This is a genomic window from Bizionia sediminis, from assembly GCF_042684585.1.
Lineage (GTDB): Bacteria > Bacteroidota > Bacteroidia > Flavobacteriales > Flavobacteriaceae > Algorimicrobium > Algorimicrobium sediminis.
Map to the genome: position 1 here is coordinate 54028 of NZ_JBHULS010000002.1, position 24005 is coordinate 78032.

Sequence of the window (24005 nt, forward strand, 5' to 3'; positions counted from 1 at the left end):
GTACTAGCTAGAAACCACTTGTACTCCTTTCCAAAAAGCCACTCTGTTTTTTATACCTTTAGCTAAATTAGACACCTCTGGGTAAAACCAAGCAGCATCTGGATTTTCTTCCCCATTTACTGCTATGGTGTAATATGAAGCTTCTCCTTTCCATGGGCAAGTGGTACGTGTGTTACTGGGTTTAAAAAAAGATTTGTTTATACTTTCGTGTGGAAAATAATGATTATTTTCTATAACTACAGTATCGTTGCTTTCGGCAATGATTTGATTATTCCAAATTGCTTTCATAATGTATTATTTTACGGTTAACACCTATTTTTTTGCTTCAATTTAAATAAAGCTATCACTAAAACGCTCAAAATGGCAGGTGTATCCATCTGGTTTTTTCTGTAAGTAATCTTGATGCTCGGGTTCTGCTGGCCAGAACTGGGTGTAAGGCTCCAATGTTGTTACCACATCTGCTTCCCATTTCTTGGAGTTGTTTACCACTTTTATCATGGTTTCGGCTTCTGTTTTCTCGGTTTCATTTTGAAAAAATATAGCCGACCGGTAGCTAGAACCAATATCATTACCCTGCCTATCTATTGTAGTAGGGTTGTGTATTCGGAAGAAATAATCTAGTAACTGCTTAAACGATGTTTCCGTTTCGTTGTACGTTATTTCAATACCCTCGGCATGTCCTGGATGGTTTTTGTAGGTAGGATTATCATTAATTCCACCAATGTAACCAACTTCGGTGTCTATAACGCCCTTTTGGTTTCGAAATAACTCCTCCATTCCCCAAAAACAGCCTCCTGCTAAATATGCTTTTTTATAATTTTTCATTATTTTATGTGTTTATACTTACTTGTTTGTTTTACCATTTCAATTTTATAATTAGTTATTTTAAGCTTTAGGAACTACATGATAGCATGGAACAACCCACCTTATATTTCGCCCAATCTGGCCTTTTTGCAAACCACTGTTGGTTATGTGGCTGCTCGTGGTAGGGTTGTTTTAGTAACTTAAAAAATGTATCAATTAAACTATAATCCCCTTGATTAGCCGCGTCTATGGCTAATTGTGCCATGTAATTTCGCAATACATATTTTGGATTTATTGTATTCATAAATTCTTGTCGTGCTGTATGAGGCATTGTTTCTTTTTGCAAACGCTTGGCATAGGCCTCAAACCAGTGTACCCATTGTTGCTTAATAGCGGCCGTTATTTTTGAAGGTTCGTAAAAGGCATCTTTAATTAGGGCGCTTCCCTGCTCGGGCTGTTCTTTTTTAAAATTAGCCAGATTTCTAAAAAAAATAGTCATATCGGTTTCTGCCAGCTGCAAAACAGTTTCCAGATCTTGAACAAGCTGGGCGTCTTGGTCATGCTCCAGTTGCAAGCCCAATTTTTGTCGCATCATAACCAACGATTCCAACTCGAAATCTGTTTTATACTTATTAAGAATAGCTTCTAAAGCGGTTGCGTCCTCAATTAACGGATAGAGCGCATTGGCCAATTGGTACAAATTCCACAATCCCATATTGGGTTGGTTACCAAATCGATACCGTTTATGCTGGCTATCGGTGGTATTAGGTGTCCAGCCAAAATTAAAATCTTCCAACCAACCGTACGGACCATAATCTATGGTTAATCCTAAAACAGACATGTTATCGGTATTCATAACCCCATGCACAAACCCAACGCGTTGCCAATGTATTATCATGTGCAGGGTACGCGTTGCAACTTCTTGAAAAAACTGTAAATAGGTTTCTTTTGAAGCTGCTCCTAAATGCGAAAAATGATGCTTAATAGTATAGTTTACCAAAGTTTTCAAGGTCTTTATATCCTGTCGGGCTGCTAAAATTTCGTAATTTCCAAAACGTAAAAAACTTGGCGCAACTCTGGTAACAACAGCGCCTTTCTCGTAGGCTGCATTGCCGTTGTAAAGTATGTCGCGTAGCACCATATCGCCTGTTAAGGCCAAGGATAATGCTCGGGTTGTTGGCACACCCAAGTAGTGCATAGCCTCGCTGCATAAGTATTCCCTAACCGATGACCGCAGTACTGCCAATCCGTCTGCCGTTCTAGAATAAGGTGTTTTTCCAGCCCCTTTTAATTGCAAGGCCCAGCGGTTGTTATTGTGTTCAATTTCGCATAAATTAATGGCACGACCATCGCCCAATTGTCCGGCCCATCTTCCAAATTGATGCCCCCCATAACACATAGCATAGGGCTTGGTATTTGGTAAAATACTATTGCCAGTAAAGGTTTTTACAAAGGCCTCTGTTTTGGCATCTGCCTCCGTTAAACCTAAATTTTTCAACATATTTTTAGAAACGTGTATGAGCTCTGGTTGCGCCGTTTTTTTGGGATTAACATACGAAAAACAGGCCTGTAAAACCTGTCGGGAATTGGTGTCCACAATCGGGTCTGCAGGTAATTCCTTTGTAAACTGGTCCTGTATATTTAAATTAAGATGTTTGGTCATGTTACAAAATTACGGGTTGTTTATTTGGTTTGCTGCTTTTAGCATTAAGAAACAACCGGTTATAGTGGTATAAGTTACACAATTTGACTCCAAATTTGCAGCGATTTAACACATTTAAACAACCATTAGGATTGTTTTACAGCGTTAAAAAACCAAAAAAACAATCTGTTATACAGAATCTTACAGGTTTTAAAAGCAGCATTCTAGTAGGCTGTTTTTTTTGTGCTATTTTAACTTTTTAGCTTGTTGCTTTTCTAACCACCTTAATTTAGGTACAATAATATTGGTGCAGTAAGCAGCCGTTTTATTCGTTTCATAATAATTTTGGTGCGCGGTTTCCGCTTCATAAAAAATGGTAGCAGGAGCGAGTTCGGTATATAGCGTTTGTGCAGGTTCCAATGTTTTTTCAAATTGCTTTAAAACCAAAATAGCAGCTTTTTGCTGTGCTGTATTTTGATAAAAAATAACCGAACGATATTGCGAGCCATAACTACCTAAATGTTGCGTTTTATATGAAATAGTTGGGTTGTGTGCCTTTAGGAATAAGGTTAACAAACTGGTATAGCTTATTATTTCTGGCTGGAACCTAATCCGTACAATTTCGGCATGACCTGTAAGCCCCGAACTTACCTCGCGATACGTTGGCCTTCCCGGAACCGTGCCGCCCATATATCCCGAAGTAACCTCTTTTACACCAATGACGTTTTTAAAAAAAGCATCCCAGCACCAAAAGCACCCGGCTCCCACTGTGGCTATTGGCAAACTTACAGCCATGGTTAGGTTGTACTGCTTTCTTTTTGAAGCACCAAGGATTCCGAGTTTACACAGTAACGCAAGCCACTGGGCTCTGGACCATCTGGAAATACATGCCCTAAGTGACTATCGCAGGTATTACACATAATTTCAACACGCACCATACCAAACGATGTGTCTTTTTCGTACTTAATGGCATTTGGTTTTATAGGTTGGGTAAAACTTGGCCAACCAGAACTAGAATTAAATTTTATAGAAGAATCGAAAAGCGGGGCTTGACAACAAACACAATTGTATTTTCCTGCTTCATGAACACTGCATAAAGCACCTGTTCCCGCCATTTCCGTGCCTTTTTTTCTGGTAATTCGAAACTGCTCATCTGTTAAAACAGCGCGCCATTGCGCCTCTGTTTTTTCCACGCGATAGTCTGGCGTGGGGTTGCCATTTACACTATAATTAATTACGTCTTTCCATGTTATCATAAACTTATGTTGCTTTAATATGTTATATATTACTGGTAATTGTTTGCTGTAAAAGATACAATAAATACCCAAGTTTTAGGGCCAAACGACCTCTGTTTCCATTTGGTTTATATTGGTCTTAAAACCACTTAAAACCTTACACGACAGCATTAGTTTTAAATGGCTGTATTTTTTTTGAAATTTTTGAGTATTTTGTACGTCTAAACACGTCTGAAAACCGACTATATGACACCTCTTATTAGCAAAGCCGAAACCTATGTTTTTAATTTATTTAAAGATGCTTTAGATCCGTCTTTTTTGTATCATAATTTAACGCACACCCAACGTGTGTTAAAAAGTGTTCGGGAAATTATAGCGCACAGTCCCGTTTTAGAGGAAGATGCTGAAATACTGGAACTAGCGGCTATTTTTCATGATACTGGGTATACCAAAACTATAGATGATCATGAAGCCGAAAGTGCTAAAATTGCTGAAAGCTTTTTACGAGAACATCAAGTAAGCCCTGCTAAAATTAACGCAGTAAAAAACTGTATTTTGGCTACCGAATTTGATTACAGCCCAAAAACGCTTCACGAAAAAATACTGCGCGATGCCGATGCCTCTCACTTTGGTAAAGATTATTTTAACGAGGCTAGCGAATTTTTAAGAAAAGAATTGGAAATTCAGGGTGTTGCCACGTTTTCGCCAGGCGAGTGGCTGGATGAAAATATTAAAATGCTTTCCGAAAAACATGAATTTTACACGGATTATGCACTAAAAAATTGGCAAGAACAAAAAGAAAAAAATCTGGCTAATCTGATTGCTTCTAAAAATAAATTCAATAAAAAACTAAAAAAAGAAAAGCTAAAAGCTAAATATAAAGCACAATTTAAAAGCGAAAGTCCTGAACGTGGTATTCAAACATTTTACAGAGTAGCCTTACGAAACCATATAAAATTAAGCGATATAGCCGATACAAAAGCTAATATTTTACTGTCGGTTAATGCCATTATCTTATCGCTGGTTATTTCAAATTTATTCTCCAAATTGGACAATCCTTCTAACGCCTATTTGGTAATACCTACGGTTATTTTTGTAACCTTTAGTGTTATTTCCATAATACTATCGGTTATTGCCACCCGCCCAAATGTAACGCGCGGCGAATTTACCAAAGCCGATATTGAAGAAAAACGTGTAAACTTAAGCTTCTTTGGAAACTTTCATAAAATGAAGTTGGAGGAGTTTGAATGGGCTATAAATGAACTATTAAAAGACAAAAATTACGTTTACAATTCGCTTACAAAGGATTTATATTTTTTAGGAAAAGTACTGGATAGAAAATACCGAATTTTACGAATTACCTATTCCATTTTCATGATTGGCATTGTTATTTCGGTATTGGCCTTTGCCATATCGTTTAAAATGCACAATTTTAGTTTTTTATAACCGTCATTAAATCGGCATAGGTGTAGTATTTTTTACTATCAGCTTTTTCATTTCGGTATAAAATACTCACCCTAATAGCTTTTAAGCCCGTTACACCCTCTAAATCTTCCAGCTCTACCACTTCTAAATCGGCTCCAAGCATGTTTTTAGACTGGAAAAACCGCACGTATTGTAGGTATTCATGCTCATCCGCTTGTTGCGAGTACACAATACTCAACTTCCCTTTTTCGGTGACACGCTGTGTAGTGCCTTTTATGTAGGCCTTATCCACACGTTTTTTAACCACTTCGTAACGCGCATTATAAGTGCCATCTACATCAAACTGTTTCTCGTCCATACGAAAACGAATAGATAACGGCTGATTAAACACAAGGATCATAGAGGCAATATCCAGTTTTAGTGGATACACGTCTTGAGCGTTATAAAAGGCATTTTCCATATCGCACATCACCTGTATTTGCCATAAACGCAAATTATATAGGTAAATTAAACTAAAACTGTTTTCTCTGGTAATAGATTCGCCTATGTACATATTATGCTCTACACCATCTGTTTTAAAACGTTCAAAAAAGTGTGGGTACATTTTTTGCGCCTCAATTTGTTTGGCATCCAAGATAGCAGACATGTGTTTATTTATTAAACTAACCGTGTCGTCGTATTTTTTTCGATGTTGATACAACACCTGTAATTCTTCATCTATTTGTTTACAATACGCATTTATATCGGTCTTTAAAGCTGGATTTGTTTGTTGAATAATTTTAAGAAGTGGCGACACCTCATTTTTCAAAAACAAGGATATAACATGCTCACTATCCACTTTAAATTTTGTAGAAACCTGCTCTAAATAAGCTACAATTTGAAAAGCTACCTGCTCGTAAACAGGCATTTTAAAGTTAATATTAGCTTTATCTATAATAGCTTTAGCCGCTTCCAATTGCATAATTAAATCCTTTTGTGTGGCCTTATTTCTGGCTTCCGATGAACCTTTAACATCTACCTGGCCAAACAAAGGATATACATTTTGAAACGCAATTTCTCTGAAAGGAATACTTTTATTTTGAATAATATTTTCCTTTATAAATTGTTGCGCAGCTTGCCTAAATCGCCAGTGCACACTCGTATGTATAGCGGTACATTCTTGCTGAATTACGGCTTCTATCAAGTTTTCGTGTTCGTTTCTGCTACGCTCAACAGTAGCCACAATATAAGGCATAACGTCCTGAAGCTTATTGGCATTAATACTATTTAAGGCTTTGGGTTGTTTAGAAACTAATTCCAAGATACCAATTAAACCTTCTGCATTAGCTATAGGCGCAAAAATGGCGCTCTTAAAACCTTGTTGGTGCAACATATTTATATGCGGCACTTGGCCTTGTGTTAACTTAAATCTGCTGTCCACATTGGAAATAGCGATATGCTTTTTTTCCTCTAATAAGCGTTTATACGATGTTTGGCAAAGTAAGTCTGCACAGGTACCAATTGGATTGTCGTTTAGTAAAAAGCTATGCATGCCATCGCCATACACCCGTTCAAAAACACCATCGGTTTTGTTGTAAATAGAAAAGCCAACTTGAAGATCGGTAATTTTTAAAAAAGACTGAAAAATATGCTGCAGTTTTTTAATAAAGTTAGGCGCCTGGTGTTTGTTTTCGGCAATTAAATTGGATTTAATTTCAGAAATCGCAAAATCGTCTGTTACATCAAAAATATTGGCAATTACGAAACCTTTTAGGGTGTATGCGTTTTCTGGAAATAAGGCTTTCCATCGCTCGATGTCTTCAAAATTGTCAAGTAAGGTGTCTATATCAGTTTGCGATATATTTGGTGCTGTGCTAGATTTTATAACCTCTGTAAAATCGGCGTTGTACAAAATTTTATAGTACCGTGTAACACCATTTTTATCGGGTATTTCGTAATGAAAAGGTCGCCTAAAATTAAATTCATACCCGTAATAGAAATTTAAAATAACCGTACATGCCATGATATATTTATCGTTAGAAGGCATGTTTTTTATTTCCAAATTAAAATCGGGGCCTGCTGTTTCTAGAATGCTTTTAAACCGGTCCGAAAGGTTAAAAATAGTATTATCGAAAGGTGCTGTTGCAGCCTTAATTTCATTTTTTGATAGGAGCGGATTAAAGGTATCTTGCAGAATAGTTGCTATTTCCGCTTCCCGTGTTTTTAGAATGTTAAAATCGGAAAAACCCTCGCGCAGTTCTGGATATTTTTCAGCTATTTTAAGAATAGTTTGTGCTTTTTCTGCCAATAAACCGCTGCCATTAGCCGCCATATTTTGGTAAGCTTCAAATAGTTTATGGAAACTTATTAAAATTTTCATTGGACTGCTTGTTTTATCTGTGCCTGTCATAGCTTGTGTTTTATTAATATCCCCTAACGTTATTGGTCGGAAAACAGCCAAAGTACTAACAACCTTTTTTTACGTTAATTAGTTTGTAAACTAGCCTTTTAACTGCTTAACACTACATGTTGTTAAAACGTTAGGGTTCTGACTCAAAGCGTAAAATATCGGCAGCATTAAAACCAACATATATGGTGTCCGATATATTTTTATCGCGTGTCATAACGGTTAATTGTTCGCCAGATTCCAGTTTTAGGGCCAGTTGAACAGCATCGCCTAACTCAATTTTCTTTACCACTTGCGCTTTGGTAACATATTCGCAATTGGATTCCGAAGCGGCACTATTCACTTTAATTTTTTCATTTCGAATAGCATAGCAGCAGGTTTCATTTAAGGGACAGCGAAAGGCCTGTTGTAAGTTTTTATTTATTTGAATTGTATTCCCAAACAAGGACGCTACGTATAATGTATTTGGCTTAACATACAAATTGGCTGCCACATCTTTCTGTACCACCTTCCCATTTTGAAGGATTAAAATTTCGTCGGCTACAGATAGGGCATCCTGTGTATCGTGGGTTACAAACAAAACCGTCACCTCTGTTTTTTTTATAATTGCAAATACTTCGTTTCGTAATTGTGCGCGCAGCATGGCATCTAAATTGCTAAACGGCTCGTCCAGTATTAACAGTGCCGGTTTTGGCGCTAAAGCTCTGGCAAGGGCAACACGCTGTTGCTGACCGCCCGAAAGTTGATGCGGGTAGCGGTTTTCTAAATTTTGCAACCCAACTAAATCTAACATTTCCAAGGCACGTTGCTTTTTATTTTTAACTTTGGAAATACCATATAACACGTTATCCAGTATGGTTAAATGCGGAAACAGGGCGTATTCTTGAAAAACCAAACCAATTTTTCGTTTTTCAGGCTGAACAAAGGTATCTAATGAGGCAACCACCGTGTCGTTAATTTCAATACAACCGTCGTCCGGTCTTTCTAGTCCAGCAATAAGCCTAACCAAGGTTGTTTTTCCACTACCGCTTTCGCCCACAATGGCACACACATTGCCCGTTTTTAGGGTAAATGTAACGTCCTCCAAGGCAAAGCTTTTACCTTTGTCGAAACTTTTAGAAAGGGAGGTTATGGTTAGTGTGCTCATTTTTTAATGAGTAATTTGTTTAAAAATATTACCGGAATCATGGCTGTAAAGATAATGAAAAGTGAAGGAATAGCAGCCTCCATTACCATTTCATCGCTAGCGTATTCATAGGCTTTTACGGCCAAGGTGTTTATATGATACGGTTTTAATATTAGTGTTAACGGTAATTCCTTCATAACATCTATAAAAACAAGAATAACCGCACTAAAAACACCGGTTTTAATAAGTGGAAATTCAATTTTAAAAAACGTTTTTAAATTTCCCACGCCTAACACTTTTGACGAATCTGGTATGCTACTATCTATTTTTAAGGCAGTACTTTCAATAGGGTTATAAGCAACTGCTAAAAAACGTACGGCATAAGCGTAAAACAAAGCTAAAAGTGTACCGTTAATAATAAACCCCGATTGGACACCAAAATTACCTAACATAGCTATAAGCCATTTATCTAGAGCCAATGTAGGAATCATAATTCCTATAGCTATGACAGCACCCGGAATAGCATAGCCTAAAACACCTATACGCGCCATATTTTTAACAACAGAAAGAACACTCCATTTTGAAAAATAAATTAGCAGCAGCGCAAAAAACACGGTAATTACGGCCGATACGATAGCGATTCCGAAACTTTGTAAAGAGAGCAGAAGAAAATCGGTATTAAACACCTTGGAAGCTGTGAGAATGGCCCAATATACCAACTGAAGCACCGGCAAAACAAAACCTAATAAAATGGGTAAAAATACAATGAAAAAGATAAGCCATTTAGTTCCACCTTTGGGCGTGTTACGTTGAATTTGAGTACTATTCGTTTTTGAAGATGTAAATTTCAGATTTCTAACTTGCCATTTTTCAATAAGTATTAACACAAAAATGATAAGTATTAACAAAGCCGATAAATACACAGCCGTTTGTGGCTCCTCTAAAGAAAACCAAGATCTAAAAATACCGGTAGTAAATGTATTAACACCATAATATTTGGCCGCTCCATAATCATTTAAAACCTCCATTAACACCAAAACCAATCCAGCAACAATAGCCGGTCTAGCAAGTGGTAGCATCAGTTTAAAAAACGTTTTGCGCTCGCCCACACCCAACATTTTAGATGCTTCCAACAAATTATTAGCCTGATTTAAAAAAAAGGCCCTAGCACTCACATAAACATATGGAAACAATGAAACACTTAAAACAAAGGCTAGGCCTGCCCTATTCATAATATCAATTCGCACAAAAGGTAATCCCAATTGTCTTAAAAGTAAATCCAGGCTACCACCATAGTCAAATATACCAGCATACGCATAGCCCACAATGTAAGACGGAATGGCCAAAGGTAAAATTAACAACCACTCCATTTGTTTTCGGAAAAGGAAATTAAAGCGCGATACCAGCCAAGCTGCAGATACGCCTAGCAACAACACCAACAAACTACATAAAACCACTAAAAACAGTGAGTTTCCTATGTAGTCTGGCAATAAAAAAGTAACTATATGCCCCCAGGTTTCGCCTGGCCCAGAAAACAATTCTAGTCCAATAAAAATAATAGGTAAAGCCAGAAAAAGAACAATGGCCAGCGTAAAGACTGACCATCTGTTCGTATCTCTTTTAAATCTTTTAAACCGCGTTTTTAGGGAAAACAACGCTTGTTTATTTCCAACCTGATTCATCAAAAATTAAAACCGCTTTTTTATTGTTGGCGCCTAGTACATTTAGGCCAAGTGTATCTTCTTTAAAATCGCCCCAATTTTTAATATCTGGGGTCGGGTTTACCGTACTTAATACCGGATATTCGTAATTAGCATCTGTAAAAATTTGCTGGGCATCTTGCTGTACTAAAAATTCAATAAAAGCTATGGCATTAGCTTTATTAGGCGCGTATTTTGCAACGCCGGCACCACTTACGTTAATATGGGTTCCGCGATTTTCTTGGTTAGGAAAAAACAAGCCAATTTGTTGGGCTACTTTTACCTCTTCGGCATCTGGTGAATTTAGCATTTTACCAATATAGTAGGAATTAACAATGGCCAAATCGCCTTCGCCTGCAACGACAGCTTTTACCTGATCTCTGTCCGATCCTTTCGGCGCTCGCGCCATATTTTTAACCATCCCTTCGGCCCAAGCTTTGGCGGCCTCTTCGCCATCGTTAGCTATAATGGAAGCCATTAAAGACTGGTTGTATATATTGGAAGAGGATCTGACTAAAATTTTGCCACGCCATTTTTCAGCCACCAAATCTTCGTAAGTCGATAGGTCCTCTGGGTTTACACGATCCTTGGCATAAGCTATAATTCGAGCGCGTTTGGTTAGGCCAAACCATTGGTTGTCCACATCGCGTAAATGTGCTGGCACCGTGTTTTCAAGCACGGTAGAGTTTATAGTTTGCAGTAATCCTTGCTCTTTTGCACGCCCCAATCTGCCCGCGTCCACGGTAATTAATACATCGGCAGGCGATTGTTCGCCCTCCATTTGCATTTTCTGAATTAGCTCGTCTGCACTGGCATTAACTACTTTTACTTCAATACCGGTTTTATCTTCAAACATCTTAAATATTTTCTGATCCGGCTCGTAATGGCGGTGGGTATAAACCGTTACAACTTCCTGTTCTGCTTTTGTTTGTGCGTTCTGGTTTTCTTCTTTACTGTTTTTGTTACCACAAGCTACAACTAGGGCTGCAGCCAATATTCCAAACATTACTTTTTTCATTACGTATTTTTTTGTGGCTGCAAAGATAATAATTTAGAAAGAATATAAATAAAGTAAGCGCTAGAAATTCAAAAATATGCCCACTGTTACACAATCGTTGGTATTTATAGGTTTTACATGTTTAAACAACACATTGTTGAGTCTCTTAATTAGGCTAAAAAGTATTTTATTTTTTTAGGCAACTTACTCGCTTAACAAAATTTCGTTTTTACAAAAAAATGTATTTAACTAGTTTTCAATACTATAAGTCTGTAAATTAAGTTTACTCCAAAACAAAAGGACGCTTGTACCTCATGTTTTTTTCTTTTTAAATGTTTTAATCTAATTTATTTATTTAGATTTGCGCAGTATTACAACAACATGAAACAGACAAGAATCATTCCTTCAATTTATATTGCAATCGCGATTATCGCTTCTGCATAGGGAATGCTATAGAAAATATTTACGATTTTTAAAAAGCCTCCCGAATTATCAGGAGGCTTTTTTTATACAACAAAACCAACATGACAAGGTACACCATTATTATTATCAGTATTATTATTCACCATATTAAGTGAGTCAGGCTGGTAGTATCCCATTTTAAGCCTTTCTCATTTGTTTGAGAAAGGCTTTTTTTTGCACAAAATCAACTTTATGATATCCTATAACAACAACATCATTATCAGCATTATTATTCGCCCACCCGGGTGAGTCAGGCTGGTAGTGTCCAATTTTTAAGCCTTTCTCATCTATTTTGAGGAAGGCTTTTTTTATGACAATAAATCTCTTTAAATCTTATTAAAATGTATTACAACAACGACACACTTATTTATTTAGATGGCAAATTTGTAAAAGCCCATACCGCTTCTACAGATTTATACAGTCAGACGTTACATTACGGCTACGGCGTTTTTGAAGGTATTAGAGCCTATGCTACCAACAACGGCACCCATGTTTTTAAATCTAAAACACATTATGAGCGTTTAAAAAAATCGGCTGAACTTATTAACATCCCCTTCCCATTTCAAGTTGAAGAGCTCATGCAAGCCACAGAAACGCTGTTAGAAAAAAACAATTTATCTGACGCCTACATACGCCCATTAGTTTTCTGCGACCCAAATATGTCGCTTGCCAAACCAAACAAGGTTTCTATTATGATTTGCGCCTGGGAATGGGCTGCTTATTTGGGCAATAAACAGTTGCGCGTTATGATTTCCTCTATCTGCCGGCCACATCCGCGCTCCGTTAAAATTGAAGCAAAAGCATGTGGGCATTATATCAATTCTATTCTTGCTACAAACGAAGCAAAGGATCAAGGTTATGATGAAGCTTTGCTGTTAGATAGCGATGGTTTTGTAGCAGAAGGACCTGGTGCTAATCTGTTTTTTGAAAAAGACGGCATGTTATTTACGCCGCAATTAGGAAATATTCTACCGGGTATTACACGCGCTACAATTTTTGAATTAGCAAGAAAACTGGGTATTCAAGTAAAAGAAGGTCTTTTTACACCAAACGATTTACTGGCAGCAGACAGTGCTTTTTATTGTGGCACAGCAGCAGAAGTCATAGGAATAAAAGCTATTAACCAAGACACATTTCCTTTAGCTTGGCCTAATTCACTCGGAAAAAAACTACAAGACGCCTATGCGCAAGTGGTTAGAAAAACAAAACAAACAGCAAGCACAGTAAGTTTATGAGCACATTAAATAAATTTAGTAAAACACTCACTCAAAACCAATTGCAACCCGCTGCACAAGCCATGCTTTATGGAATAGGACTAACGGAAGCCGATATGCAAAAAGCGCAGGTTGGCATTGTAAGCACGGGTTATGAAGGCAATACTTGCAATATGCATTTAAATGCTTTGGCAAAAAATGTAAAAACTGGTGTTCAAAACAAGGACCTTGTAGGATTAATATTTAATACCATAGGTGTTAGTGACGGCATGGCAAATGGTACAGACGGTATGCGTTTTTCACTGGTTTCTCGCGATGTTATTTCAGATTCTATTGAAACTGTTGTAAGTGCACAATGGTACGATGCCGTTTTGGCTGTTGTGGGTTGCGATAAAAATATGCCAGGGTCAATAATTGCTATGGGCCGATTAAACCGTCCTGCCATCATGATTTATGGTGGCAGCATTCACTCTGGAAAATGGAAAGGTGAGTCGTTAAATATTGTATCTGCTTTTGAAGCTCTAGGTAAAAAATTCAACAACACCATAACACCAGAGGATTTTAAAGGCGTTATTAAAAATGCCTGTCCAGGCGCTGGCGCTTGTGGCGGCATGTACACGGCAAATACGATGGCTTCAGCCATTGAAGCGCTTGGCATGAGCTTACCATACAGCGCTTCCAACCCCGCTTTAAGTGCCGCTAAAACAAAGGAATGTTTAGATGCTGGAAAGTTTATAAAAATATTGCTTGAAAAAGATATCAAACCAAAAGATATCATGACTTTAAAGGCTTTTGAAAATGCCATGACCCTGGTAACGGTTCTTGGCGGGTCCACTAACGCCGTGCTACACTTAATAGCCATGGCACACGCGGTAGATTTAGAACTTACGCTAAACGATTTTCAAAGAATAAGTGATACTGTGCCCGTGTTAGCCGACTTAAAACCAAGTGGTAAATATCTTATGGAGAATTTGCATGCTGTTGGCGGTATTCCTGCCGTTATGAAATACCTATTACAACATAAGCTACTCCATGGCGATTGCTTAACTGTGACTGGAAAAACGGTAGCTGAAAATCTGGAAAACCTCCCTGGTTTAACACCAAAACAAGACGTAGTGCTTCCGCTAAAATCGCCTTTAAAAGCAACGGGGCATTTACAAATTCTTTACGGCAATTTAGCACCTGGCGGAAGTGTCGCCAAAATAAGTGGTAACGAAGGCGAATACTTTGAAGGGTTAGCAAAAGTGTACGATAATGAATATACCGCTATTAAAGGCATAAAAAGTGGCGAGGTAAAACCAGGACATGTAGTAGTTATTCGCTATTGCGGACCTAAAGGAGGCCCTGGCATGCCAGAAATGTTAAAACCAACATCCGCCATAATGGGTGCTGGATTAGGTAAACATGTCGCTTTAATTACCGATGGCAGATTTTCAGGTGGCTCGCACGGTTTTGTTGTTGGACACATTGCGCCAGAAGCATACAGTGGCGGCACCATTGCACTGGTAAAAAATAACGATACCATAACGATTAACACCAAGCAAAACACCTTAACCTTACAGATTAGCGATACCGAGTTAGCCTTAAGAAAAGCCCAATGGCAACCCCCTAAACTAAAAGCTACCAAAGGTGTACTATATAAGTATGCCCAATGTGTTTCCTGCGCATCCACAGGTTGCGTGACCGATAATTAACTTTAAAAACAACCATAATGAATGCCATAAAAATAACAGGCGCTAAAGCAGTAGTCGAATCTTTAGTAGCCGAACAAGCTAACACAATATTTGGGTATCCTGGTGGTGCCATTATGCCCATATACGACGCTTTGTATGATTATGAAGACTCCATAAATCACATTTTAGTCCGTCATGAACAAGGCGCTATCCATGCCGCCCAAGGCTATGCACGCACGTCCGGAAAACCAGGTGTGGTATTTGCAACCTCGGGGCTAGGTGCAACCAATTTAATTACAGGCTTGGCAGATGCTATGATTGATTCAACACCGTTAGTTTGTATAACTGGGCAAGTAAATTCCAAACTATTGGGCACCGATGCTTTTCAAGAAACGGATGTGGTAGGAATCTCCATGCCTATAACCAAGTGGAATTGTCAAATAACCCGAGCAGAAGATATTCCAGCTGCTATAGCCAAGGCATTTTTCATCGCCAAATCAGGTAGACCAGGCCCTGTGCTAATAGACATAACCAAAGATGCGCAATTTGGCTTATTGGAATTCTATTATAAAAAATGTACCGCTATACGCAGTTATAAACCAAAGCCAAAGCTCCAAGAACCGCTTATAGAGGCTGCCATAAACCTGATTAACAACGCCAAAAAACCATATATGTTAATTGGTCAGGGTATTATGCTTTCTAATGCCGAAAAAGCTTTGCTTGAATTTGTCGAGAAATCCGGTATTCCTGTTGCATCCACGCTATTGGGGTTGGGAGCATTTCCACACAAACACCCACAATATGTGGGCTATTTAGGGATGCATGGTGATTATGCGCCAAATATTAAAACCAACGAATGCGATGTCCTTCTGGCTGTAGGTATGCGTTTTGATGATAGAGTAACAGGCGATGTATCTAGATATGCCAAACAGGCCAAAATAATTCATATAGATATTGATGCTGCCGAATTAAATAAAATAATCAAAACCGAGATTGCCATTCATGCCGATGCTAAAGATGCATTGCAAGTAGCAACAAAATTAGTAGCGCAAAAACAACACACTGCATGGCTACAAGAATTTAAAGACGCTAAACAGGTTGAAGTTGAAACCTTGAAAGCAGCAGCTAAAAAAACGCCTTCTAAAGAACTAAAAATGGACGAGGTAGTTAAAATGCTTTCAAACATTACCAATGGCGAAGCCATAATGGTTACAGATGTTGGTCAGCACCAAATGATGACATCGCGATATTATGCCTACAATAAAACAAAAAGCAATATTACATCGGGCGGTTTAGGAACTATGGGCTTTGCGCTTCCTGCAGCTATAGGCGCTAAAATTGGCGCTCCAAAAAAACCGGTTATAGCCGTAATTGGAGATGGTGGTTTTCAAATGACGCTTCAAGAATTAGGCACCATTATGCAAAGCGATATAGATGTGAAAATCATCATTTTAAACAACCGTTTTTTGGGCATGGTTAGGCAATGGCAACAATTATTTTTTGAAAAGCGCTATGCCTTTACAAATATGGTAAGTCCCAATTTTGTGTCATTGGCAAATGCTTACAATATAGCCGGCAAGTCCATTGAAAACCGTCCAGACCTTAAAAATGCCTTATTAACTATGCTTAATCATAAAGGCGCCTACTTATTAGAAATAGTTGTTGCAAAGGAGGAAAATGTATTTCCCATGATAGCCACTGGCGCATCCGTTTCAGACATACGTTTAAAATAAATACTAATGAAAAAAACATTTACCATATCGGTTTTTACCGAAAACAGCATTGGGATGATGAACCGTGTCACCATCATTTTTACCCGAAGACACTTAAACATTGATAGTATTACTGCATCAGAATCTGAAGTAAAAGGCGTATTCCGCTACACCATTGTTTTACGCACAACAAAAGAACAGGCAGACAAAGTTATTGGCCAATTAGAGAAACTTATTGATGTGCTAAAGGCTTTCGTTCATGAAGAATCGGAGATTGTACATCAAGAAATAGCGCTGTACAAAATTAAAACAAACGCAGTAGCTAACACCGATTTGGAGCAGGTAGTTAGAAGGCATCACGCCCGAATTCTTACAGTAGATTCGCAATTTATGGTTATTGAAAAAACGGGACATGCCCCAGAAACCCAATTATTATTCCAACACCTAAAACCTTTTGGCTTACTGGAATTTGTACGCTCTGGACGTGTAGCAATAACAAAACCCATGAAAGCATTTAGCACCTATTTAGAAGAACTAAAAGCATTGTAAAAAGTAGTTATCACAACAAAAACAAAAAAAAATATGGCAACAATAAATTTTGGCGGCGTTTTAGAAAACGTTGTTAAACGCGAAGAATTTTCAGTAAAAAAAGCGCAGGATGTATTAAAAAACGAAACGGTAGCAGTAATAGGCTACGGTGTTCAAGGACCGGGACAAGCTTTAAATTTAAGAGATAATGGTATTTCTGTTATTGTGGGTCAGCGCAAAGGCACAAACAGTTGGAAAAAAGCCTTGGCCGATGGTTGGGAAGAAGGCAGAACACTTTTTGAACTAGAAACCGCCTGTAAAAAGGGAACAATAATTATGAATCTCCTATCCGATGCCGGACAAATTCAAGCTTGGGATGGCATGAAAAAACAGCTAACCAAAGGAAAAGCACTTTATTTTTCGCACGGATTTGGTGTTACCTTTCATAAAAAAACAGGTATTGTGCCGCCGCCAGATATCGATGTAGTTTTAGTGGCCCCAAAAGGCTCTGGCACCTCCTTAAGAAGTTTATTTTTAAAAGGGCAAGGCTTAAATTCCAGCTATGCTGTATTTCAAGACGCCACCGGAAAGGCCCAGCAACGGGTTTTGGCATTAGGAATAGCCATTGGTTCAGGCTATTTGTTTGAAACCACTTTTCAAAAAGAAGTCTACAGCGATTTAACAGGAGAACGCGGTGTTTTAATGGGTGCTATTGCCGGAATTTTTGAAGCCCAATTCAAGGTTTTACGCCAGCGTGGCCACTCGCCTAGCGAAGCTTTTAACGAAACCGTAGAAGAATTTACACAAAGCTTAATGCCGCTAATTGCAGATAATGGTATGGACTGGATGTTTGCCAATTGTTCTACCACAGCCCAACGCGGCGCCTTGGATTGGAAAGGCAAATTTAGAGATGCAACCATACCTGTTTTAAACAATTTATATGATAGCGTGGTATCTGGCAAAGAGGCAGAAATAGTAATTGAGGCCAATAGCCAAGCAAATTACCGTACAAAACTAGAGGCTGAATTAGCCAACATGCGAAACAGTGAATTATGGCAAACCGGATTAGAAGTCCGAAAATTAAGACCCAAAAAATAATGACATTACTAGAACAAATATACCAAGCAAAAACCCGTATACAAACCGTAGCCCTACAGACACCACTTATGAAGAATGAAAACCTGAGCAATGAATTTTCTGCTCAAGTTTGGCTTAAACGCGAAGATTTACAACCTGTGCGCTCCTACAAATTACGGGGCGCATACAACAAAATAGTGTCGCTTACAGACCAAGAAAAAGAAAAAGGTGTTGTTTGTGCCAGTGCCGGAAATCACGCTCAAGGTGTAGCCTATGCCTGCCACAAATTAAATATTAAGGCAACCATTTTTATGCCCATAACCACACCGGCACAGAAAACAAAACAGGTTAAACTTTTTGGAAAAGATAAGGTAGAAATTATTTTATCGGGCGATACATTCGACGAATCTTTTGAGGAAGCAACCCGCTTATGTTTAAAACGTGAAGCTATTTTTATTCACCCCTTCGATGACGAAAAAGTTATAGCGGGGCAAGGCACTGTTGGTTTAGAGTTATTAAACGACGCACAAGCACCCATCGACTATTTGTTTGTGCCCATTGGCGGCGGTGGTTTAGCGGCGGGCGTAAGCACGGTTTTTAAGCAGTTAAGCCCACAAACTAAAATAATTGGCGTAGAACCTGCCGGGGCGCCCTCCATGAAGCAATCCATAGAAAAAGGGACCAATACCACTTTGAAAAATATAGATAAATTTGTTGATGGCGCATCGGTAAAGCGCGTAGGAAACAAAACATTCGAAATTTGCAAAGACAGTTTAGATGGTATCATCCTGGTTCCTGAAGGTAAAATTTGCACCACCATATTGCGATTACATAATGAAGAAGCCATAGTTGCCGAACCGGCTGGCGCCCTAACCATTGCTGCTCTAGATTATTACAAAGAAGCCATAAAAGGCAAACATGTTGTTTGTGTGGTAAGTGGCGGTAATAATGATATTTCTAGAACCGAAGAAATAAAAGAACGCTCCTTGTTGCACGAAGGTTTAAAACATTATTTTTTAGTGCAATTTCCGCAGCGACCTGGTGCTTTAAAAGCATTTGTAAATGATATTTTAGGACCCGATGATGACATAACTTATTTTCAATTTTCTAAAAAAAACAACCGCGAAAGTGGGCCTGCGGTGGTAGGAATTGAATTAAAAAAACAAGCTGATTTTCAAAAAATAAAAGACCGGTTAAACGAAAAAAAATTCAGTTATTTATATTTAAATAACAATGCCGCTTTGTTTACCACTTTAATTTTATAAGCCAAAACGAGCCGTATTAAACGCTTTTAGCACGCTCCATAAATGGTAAATTACAGTAATATTTCAATTAAACCATATGGGGAGCGTGCGCATGAGGCAGCCTAAAAAAATGTAAATGGATTTTTATAAATATGAGATTCCGTAAAAAGAAATAAATTAAAATATGTAATTTAGGGTCTGTTTTAAAAACAGGCTCCCTAATAGTGCGGCACTTTTTAGTCTATTTTTAGGTTAATATCAAACATATTAGGCCGCCAAAACAAGGCAAAACAAAGAAAAAATTACTAAAAATATCTGGATGAAAACAGGACGATTAGAAGCATTTAGCGATGGTGTTCTTGCCATAATAATTACCATTATGGTTTTAGGTATGAGCGCACCAGAGGGGTATCATTTTGAAGCTTTAAAGCCTGTTATACCTAGTTTTTTAACCTATGTTTTAAGTTTTATTTATGTGGGTATTTACTGGAACAACCATCACCACTTATTTCAGGCTGTTAATCGGGTTAACGGTAAAATTTTATGGGCTAATTTAAACTTGTTACTGTGGCTGTCACTTTTTCCCTTTGCTACAGACTGGTTGGGAAAAAACCATTTTGAGGCCAACCCCTCTGCCATTTATGGTCTTGTTTTACTTTTAGCCGCCATAGCATTTAAAATTTTGGTAATCTGTGTTATTAAAAGTGATGGTAAAGATTCACATATTGGACGCATTTACAAGAAAGACAAACGCATGAACTGGTCCTTAATATTGTATGCCGCTGGTGTTTTACTATCGTTTCTATTTCCAATTGTTAGCCTTTGTATTTATTTAGGGGTTGCCCTTATGTGGATTGTACCCGACCCACGCATAGAAAAAACCATAAAGTAAGCAACAAAAAACAAAAAAAACAAACATGGGTAAACGCGCAATAGAGGCATGGATACCTTACAAAAAATTAGCTTTATAAAAATTTAATAGGGCTTTAATTAAGACAGCCTGATTAAATTGAATGATTAACAGAATACTTAATAAATTATTTTCAAAAAAATATGTCGAATATCAAACTAATTATCGAAGAACGAGCAGCCAACATAGGAAATTTTATGGTAGGGCGTTTATTACCATTCAGACAAAAACGCATGGTAGGACCTTTCATTTACATAGATCACATGGGCCCTGTAAGATTGAATGAACGTGAAAATTTTGATGTCCTGCCGCATCCACATATTGGACTCTCTACCCTTACCTTCTTATTTGAAGGCAGTATTATGCACCGCGATGCCTTGGGAAATGAATTAGAAATAAAACCTGGCGCCGTAAACTGGATGACGGCAGGAAAAGGTCTTGTCCATTCGGAACGCACACCAGAACACTTGCGCAACTCGCCGTTATTTATGCATGGTTTACAAATTTGGGTAGCCCTACCAAAACATTTGGAACAAATGGAACCTGAATTCTCGCATATTACGGCTGCAGAAATTCCAAGTTGGACAGAAGGCGACTTACAATTTAAGCTTATAGCCGGAGAGGCACTTGGTAAAAAATCGCCAGTTCCGGTTTTTAGCAAATTATTTATGATAGAAATAAAAAGCAAATCTGAACAAGTTGTAAATATTGGCAAGGAACTTTTTGGCGAAGCAGGATTATATATCCTAGAAGGTGGTATTGAAAGTGACGGACACCTGTTTGAGCCTAAACAATTATTGGTAGCAAACGATAGCACACTTTGCGAATTCACCATCCAAGAAAATAGTACCATTTATATTTTTGGCGGCGAGCCTTTCCCAGAAGAACGCTTTATTGATTGGAATTTTGTGTCGTCAGACAAATCATTAATAGCGGCAGCAAAGGAGAAATGGAAAAACCAATCTTTCGCAAAAATTAAAGGCGACGACACGGAGTTTATTCCGTATCCAACCTTTAACAGCAGACTTAAATAAAATTTATATGAAAACAACATACAGCAACATACCATTAGTTAAAAATGACGCTAAAAAACGTTTTGAAATTGTGGTAAACGGGTTTTTTGCTTTTATAGATTACAAAACAATTGGAAACGACATCGCGTTAATTCATACCGAAACAGATCCCGAGTTACAGGGAAAAGGCGCTGCCAGTGCAGTGGTTGAAAAAACATTGCAATATTTAGATAAACACAACATTAGCTTACACCCTTTTTGCCCCTATGTGTTTGCCTTTATTAAAAAGCATCCCGAATGGAAACGTATTGTTAGCCCCAAGTTTAATGGCTATAACAACTTATAGCTATCCAACACGTAAACGCTAGCATGGGTATGGCCCAACCTGTACGCCCTATTAGGTAATAAAAAAACGCTGTAACCAAATAACACCTAAGAGCAAACATTCAGCTGGTTTGTAGTTTGTTAGGGTTTTAGTTTTGCTTTAACCTGTAAAAGTAGTGTGTTTTTCAATGCCCAATTTTTTCATTTTTGCAAACAAGGTTTTTGCATTCATTTGTAAAACTTCGGCAGCACCGCCTCTACCACTTACTTTGCCATTTGTATGCTGTAAAATTTTTATGATATGTTGCCTCTGTACCGCTTCAAATGTTAAAAAATTGGTATTATTTACCATATTGTTATTAGTAGGCAACCAACTACCAGCATGTAAGGTGGTACCGTTTTCTAAAATAACAGCGCGTTCAATTAAGTTTTCTAACTCTCTAATATTTCCAGGAAAATCGTATGCCAGCAGGCCATTAATTGTTTTTTTAGACAGACGCTTAAAGGATTTGCCTGCTTTTGCCGAATATTTTTCAAGAAAAAATTGCGCTAACAATGGAATATCTTCTTTTCTGCCACGAAGCGGTATGTTGTAAATAGGGAATACATTAAGCCTGTAGTACAAATCCTCTCTAAAACTCCCTTCTTTTATCATATCTTCCAAGCGTCTGTTTGTGGCAGCAATTACGCGAACATTCACTTTAATAGTTTTAGTGCCACCAAGTTCATCAAATTCACCTTCTTGTAAAACACGTAAAAGTTTGGCTTGCAAATCGATAGGCATTTCACCTATTTCATCAAGAAAAATTGTGCCTTCATCGGCTAAAGTAAATTTGCCAACTTTATCTGCAACCGCTCCCGTAAAGGCCCCCTTTTTGTGTCCAAACAATTCACTTTCTATTAATTCTTTAGGTAATGTGGCGCAATTTACTTTTATAAGTGGCCTGTTTTTTCGCAGACTATTATCGTGCAGAGCGCTTGCCAATAACTCCTTTCCTGTGCCAGACTCTCCTGTTATTAATACAGTTGTATCTGTGGGAGCCACCAGCTTAACTTGGGCCAATACTTTTTCGTATACATCACTTTTACACACAATATTATTAGCGTTTATTTTGCCGCTAATCTCTTCTTTCAAATATTCGTTTTCGTCTTCTAACCTGTTTTTTAAAAATTTAATTTCTTCTAGTGCTTGGTACAACTTTAAGTCGCGCTCTTTTCGTTTGGTTATATCGCGTACTACAGCGCAGTTAATATCTTGCCCTTCATAATGCATATAATTAGCCACAATATCCACAGGAAACCGAGTGCCGTCCTTTTTGGTTAAAATCCATTCCATCTGCACGGACCTTTTTTCAATAATTTCAGCAAAATGAGCTTCCCACCACTCTTTAGTAACTCCGGTATCTAGTTCGAAAATAGTAGCCTGATTTAATTTGCTTTTGGAATAACCCAAGGTGTTTGCAACAGAATTGCTATACTCCAAAAGTTTCCCCGATCGGCTGTAAACAAAAACCAAGTCTTCTGCATTATCAATTACATTTTTAAAAAAGTTAAGTTTTGTTTCTTTTTTAGTTTGCTCGGTTACGTCCTGATACACACCAATTACTTCAAAAACCTTATCGCCTTTTAAAATAGGTTTTAAAATGGTCCTAATAAACCTGCTAGGGGTTTCTTTTGTTTCAAACACGACATCTAGAGGCAGGCCTTTTCTGGTTGTTTGAATAAAACCGTTTCTAAAGCCTGCTTCATCCTTAAAATACTGCAGCATCTTACTAGGATGAAAAGCTTCTTTGTTATGGATACCAAACATACTGAAAGCCTCTTTTGTAACAATAAGCGACCCATCCTGAAGATTTAGCTTCCAGCCACCAACCTTGGCAATAGACTCTACGTTGTTAATTAAACTTTTATAGAAACTAGAGGACGAGATATCGTTCATGATAGCACAAACCATTTCTTTTCTGTTATTTGAGAAAAATTGCGCAAAAACCTCTACTTCATAAAACGCTCCAGTTTTCTTTTTGTGAATTGCCTGAAAACTATCCTGTTTATTTTTTTTCAAACCATCCCAATGCATCTGCCAACTCTCTGGAGTTACGGTTGTATTAATATCAAAGATAGTCAGTTTTGTTAGTTCGCTACTTTTATAACCAACACGCTCACAGAATTTTAAGTTTCCATACACCAATTTTCCGCTTTCAGTTGCCCAAAATACTTCGTAAGGCAACACATCTAGTAGCCATTCTTTTACTAAACCTATTTCCATAATTTTCTTCTATTACACCAAATTTTATGCGATAAAAATAACAAAATATTTCTCATATAATAGAAAATTCTTAAAAATGATACTATTTAACAACTTCAAAATACACACAATTAATTGATTTACAATGTATTGTGTTTTTGGCACGCGTTTAGCCTAAAGTAAAGCAACAAGAAATAACATTATGAAACGTAAAGATTTTTTAAAAACATCAGTTTCGGGCAGCATCGCCACCTTTTTAGGCCTTACCGCCCTTGCAAAAACTAACAA

Annotated in this window: 20 protein-coding genes; 10 read left to right on the plus strand and 10 right to left on the minus strand. The window is 37.8% G+C overall.

Annotated elements, in window-relative coordinates:
• Nucleotides 1-3: 3 nt before the first annotated feature.
• The 5 genes from ACFSQP_RS04690 to msrB form a co-directional block, all read right to left on the minus strand.
• Nucleotides 4-288, minus strand: a complete 285-nt coding sequence (locus ACFSQP_RS04690; RefSeq protein WP_376892196.1) for a DUF427 domain-containing protein — start codon at nt 286-288, stop codon at nt 4-6.
• Nucleotides 289-330: 42 nt separating this feature from the next.
• Nucleotides 331-825, minus strand: coding sequence for a peptide-methionine (S)-S-oxide reductase MsrA (gene msrA / locus ACFSQP_RS04695; protein ID WP_376892198.1), 495 nt, complete (start codon nt 823-825; stop codon nt 331-333).
• A 67-nt stretch (nt 826-892) separates the two neighbouring features.
• Nucleotides 893-2467, minus strand: coding sequence for a protein adenylyltransferase SelO (locus tag ACFSQP_RS04700; RefSeq protein WP_376892200.1), 1575 nt, complete (start codon nt 2465-2467; stop codon nt 893-895).
• Nucleotides 2468-2692: 225 nt separating this feature from the next.
• A complete protein-coding gene (gene msrA, locus ACFSQP_RS04705; protein ID WP_376892202.1) occupies nt 2693-3241 on the minus strand; it encodes a peptide-methionine (S)-S-oxide reductase MsrA in 549 nt (182 codons plus the stop codon).
• Nucleotides 3242-3243: 2 nt separating this feature from the next.
• On the minus strand, nt 3244-3702 hold the full coding sequence (gene msrB, locus ACFSQP_RS04710) for a peptide-methionine (R)-S-oxide reductase MsrB (RefSeq protein ID WP_376892204.1): 459 nt from the start codon (nt 3700-3702) through the stop codon (nt 3244-3246).
• 225 nt (nt 3703-3927) lie between these two features.
• Here msrB and ACFSQP_RS04715 point away from each other — a divergent pair, with 225 nt between their 5' ends.
• Entirely contained in the window at nt 3928-5127 is a 1200-nt protein-coding gene (locus ACFSQP_RS04715) for a Pycsar system effector family protein (protein WP_376892205.1), read from the plus strand.
• Here the strand turns inward: ACFSQP_RS04715 and ACFSQP_RS04720 are convergent.
• The 4 genes from ACFSQP_RS04720 to ACFSQP_RS04735 form a co-directional block, all read right to left on the minus strand.
• The gene (locus ACFSQP_RS04720) at nt 5114-7495 is read right to left on the minus strand and encodes a GAF domain-containing protein (RefSeq protein WP_376892206.1); all 2382 of its coding nucleotides are present in this window, start codon (nt 7493-7495) and stop codon (nt 5114-5116) included. The genes ACFSQP_RS04715 and ACFSQP_RS04720 overlap by 14 nt on opposite strands.
• Nucleotides 7496-7625: 130 nt before the next feature.
• A complete protein-coding gene (locus tag ACFSQP_RS04725) occupies nt 7626-8639 on the minus strand; it encodes an ABC transporter ATP-binding protein (protein WP_376892208.1) in 1014 nt (337 codons plus the stop codon).
• Nucleotides 8636-10300, minus strand: a complete 1665-nt coding sequence (locus tag ACFSQP_RS04730; protein ID WP_376892210.1) for an ABC transporter permease — start codon at nt 10298-10300, stop codon at nt 8636-8638. Before ACFSQP_RS04730 ends, ACFSQP_RS04725 begins: the two co-directional genes overlap by 4 nt.
• Nucleotides 10281-11336, minus strand: a complete 1056-nt coding sequence (locus tag ACFSQP_RS04735) for a Fe(3+) ABC transporter substrate-binding protein (RefSeq protein WP_376892212.1) — start codon at nt 11334-11336, stop codon at nt 10281-10283. The genes ACFSQP_RS04730 and ACFSQP_RS04735 overlap by 20 nt, the downstream gene beginning before the upstream one ends.
• 782 nt (nt 11337-12118) lie before the next feature.
• On the opposite strand from ACFSQP_RS04735, the gene ACFSQP_RS04740 reads away from it, so the two are divergent.
• The 9 genes from ACFSQP_RS04740 to ACFSQP_RS04780 all read left to right on the plus strand — a co-directional run bounded on the left by ACFSQP_RS04740 (nt 12119) and on the right by ACFSQP_RS04780 (nt 21494).
• On the plus strand, nt 12119-13012 hold the full coding sequence (locus ACFSQP_RS04740; RefSeq protein WP_376892213.1) for a branched-chain amino acid transaminase: 894 nt from the start codon (nt 12119-12121) through the stop codon (nt 13010-13012).
• A complete protein-coding gene (ilvD, locus tag ACFSQP_RS04745; RefSeq protein ID WP_376892214.1) occupies nt 13009-14685 on the plus strand; it encodes a dihydroxy-acid dehydratase in 1677 nt (558 codons plus the stop codon). Before ACFSQP_RS04740 ends, ilvD begins: the two co-directional genes overlap by 4 nt.
• Before the next feature lie 17 nt (nt 14686-14702).
• On the plus strand, nt 14703-16397 hold the full coding sequence (gene ilvB, locus ACFSQP_RS04750; protein WP_376892216.1) for a biosynthetic-type acetolactate synthase large subunit: 1695 nt from the start codon (nt 14703-14705) through the stop codon (nt 16395-16397).
• A gap of 6 nt (nt 16398-16403) precedes the next feature.
• Nucleotides 16404-16925 (plus strand): acetolactate synthase small subunit, encoded by a 522-nt coding sequence (gene ilvN / locus ACFSQP_RS04755; protein WP_376892218.1) that lies wholly within the window; start codon nt 16404-16406, stop codon nt 16923-16925.
• Between the two features lie 33 nt (nt 16926-16958).
• Nucleotides 16959-18002, plus strand: coding sequence for a ketol-acid reductoisomerase (gene ilvC, locus ACFSQP_RS04760; protein ID WP_376892219.1), 1044 nt, complete (start codon nt 16959-16961; stop codon nt 18000-18002).
• Nucleotides 18002-19246: a threonine ammonia-lyase IlvA gene (gene ilvA / locus ACFSQP_RS04765; RefSeq protein ID WP_376892221.1), complete on the plus strand. Its 1245-nt coding sequence runs from the start codon at nt 18002-18004 to the stop codon at nt 19244-19246. The genes ilvC and ilvA overlap by 1 nt, the downstream gene beginning before the upstream one ends.
• Before the next feature lie 298 nt (nt 19247-19544).
• A complete protein-coding gene (locus tag ACFSQP_RS04770) occupies nt 19545-20117 on the plus strand; it encodes a TMEM175 family protein (protein WP_376892223.1) in 573 nt (190 codons plus the stop codon).
• 161 nt (nt 20118-20278) lie between these two features.
• A complete protein-coding gene (locus ACFSQP_RS04775) occupies nt 20279-21169 on the plus strand; it encodes a pirin family protein (protein ID WP_376892224.1) in 891 nt (296 codons plus the stop codon).
• Nucleotides 21170-21176: 7 nt separating this feature from the next.
• Entirely contained in the window at nt 21177-21494 is a 318-nt protein-coding gene (locus ACFSQP_RS04780; RefSeq protein WP_376892225.1) for a GNAT family N-acetyltransferase, read from the plus strand.
• 138 nt (nt 21495-21632) lie between these two features.
• On the opposite strand, the gene ACFSQP_RS04785 is transcribed toward ACFSQP_RS04780, so the two are convergent.
• The gene (locus tag ACFSQP_RS04785; protein WP_376892227.1) at nt 21633-23738 is read right to left on the minus strand and encodes a sigma 54-interacting transcriptional regulator; all 2106 of its coding nucleotides are present in this window, start codon (nt 23736-23738) and stop codon (nt 21633-21635) included.
• Nucleotides 23739-24005 lie beyond the last annotated feature (267 nt).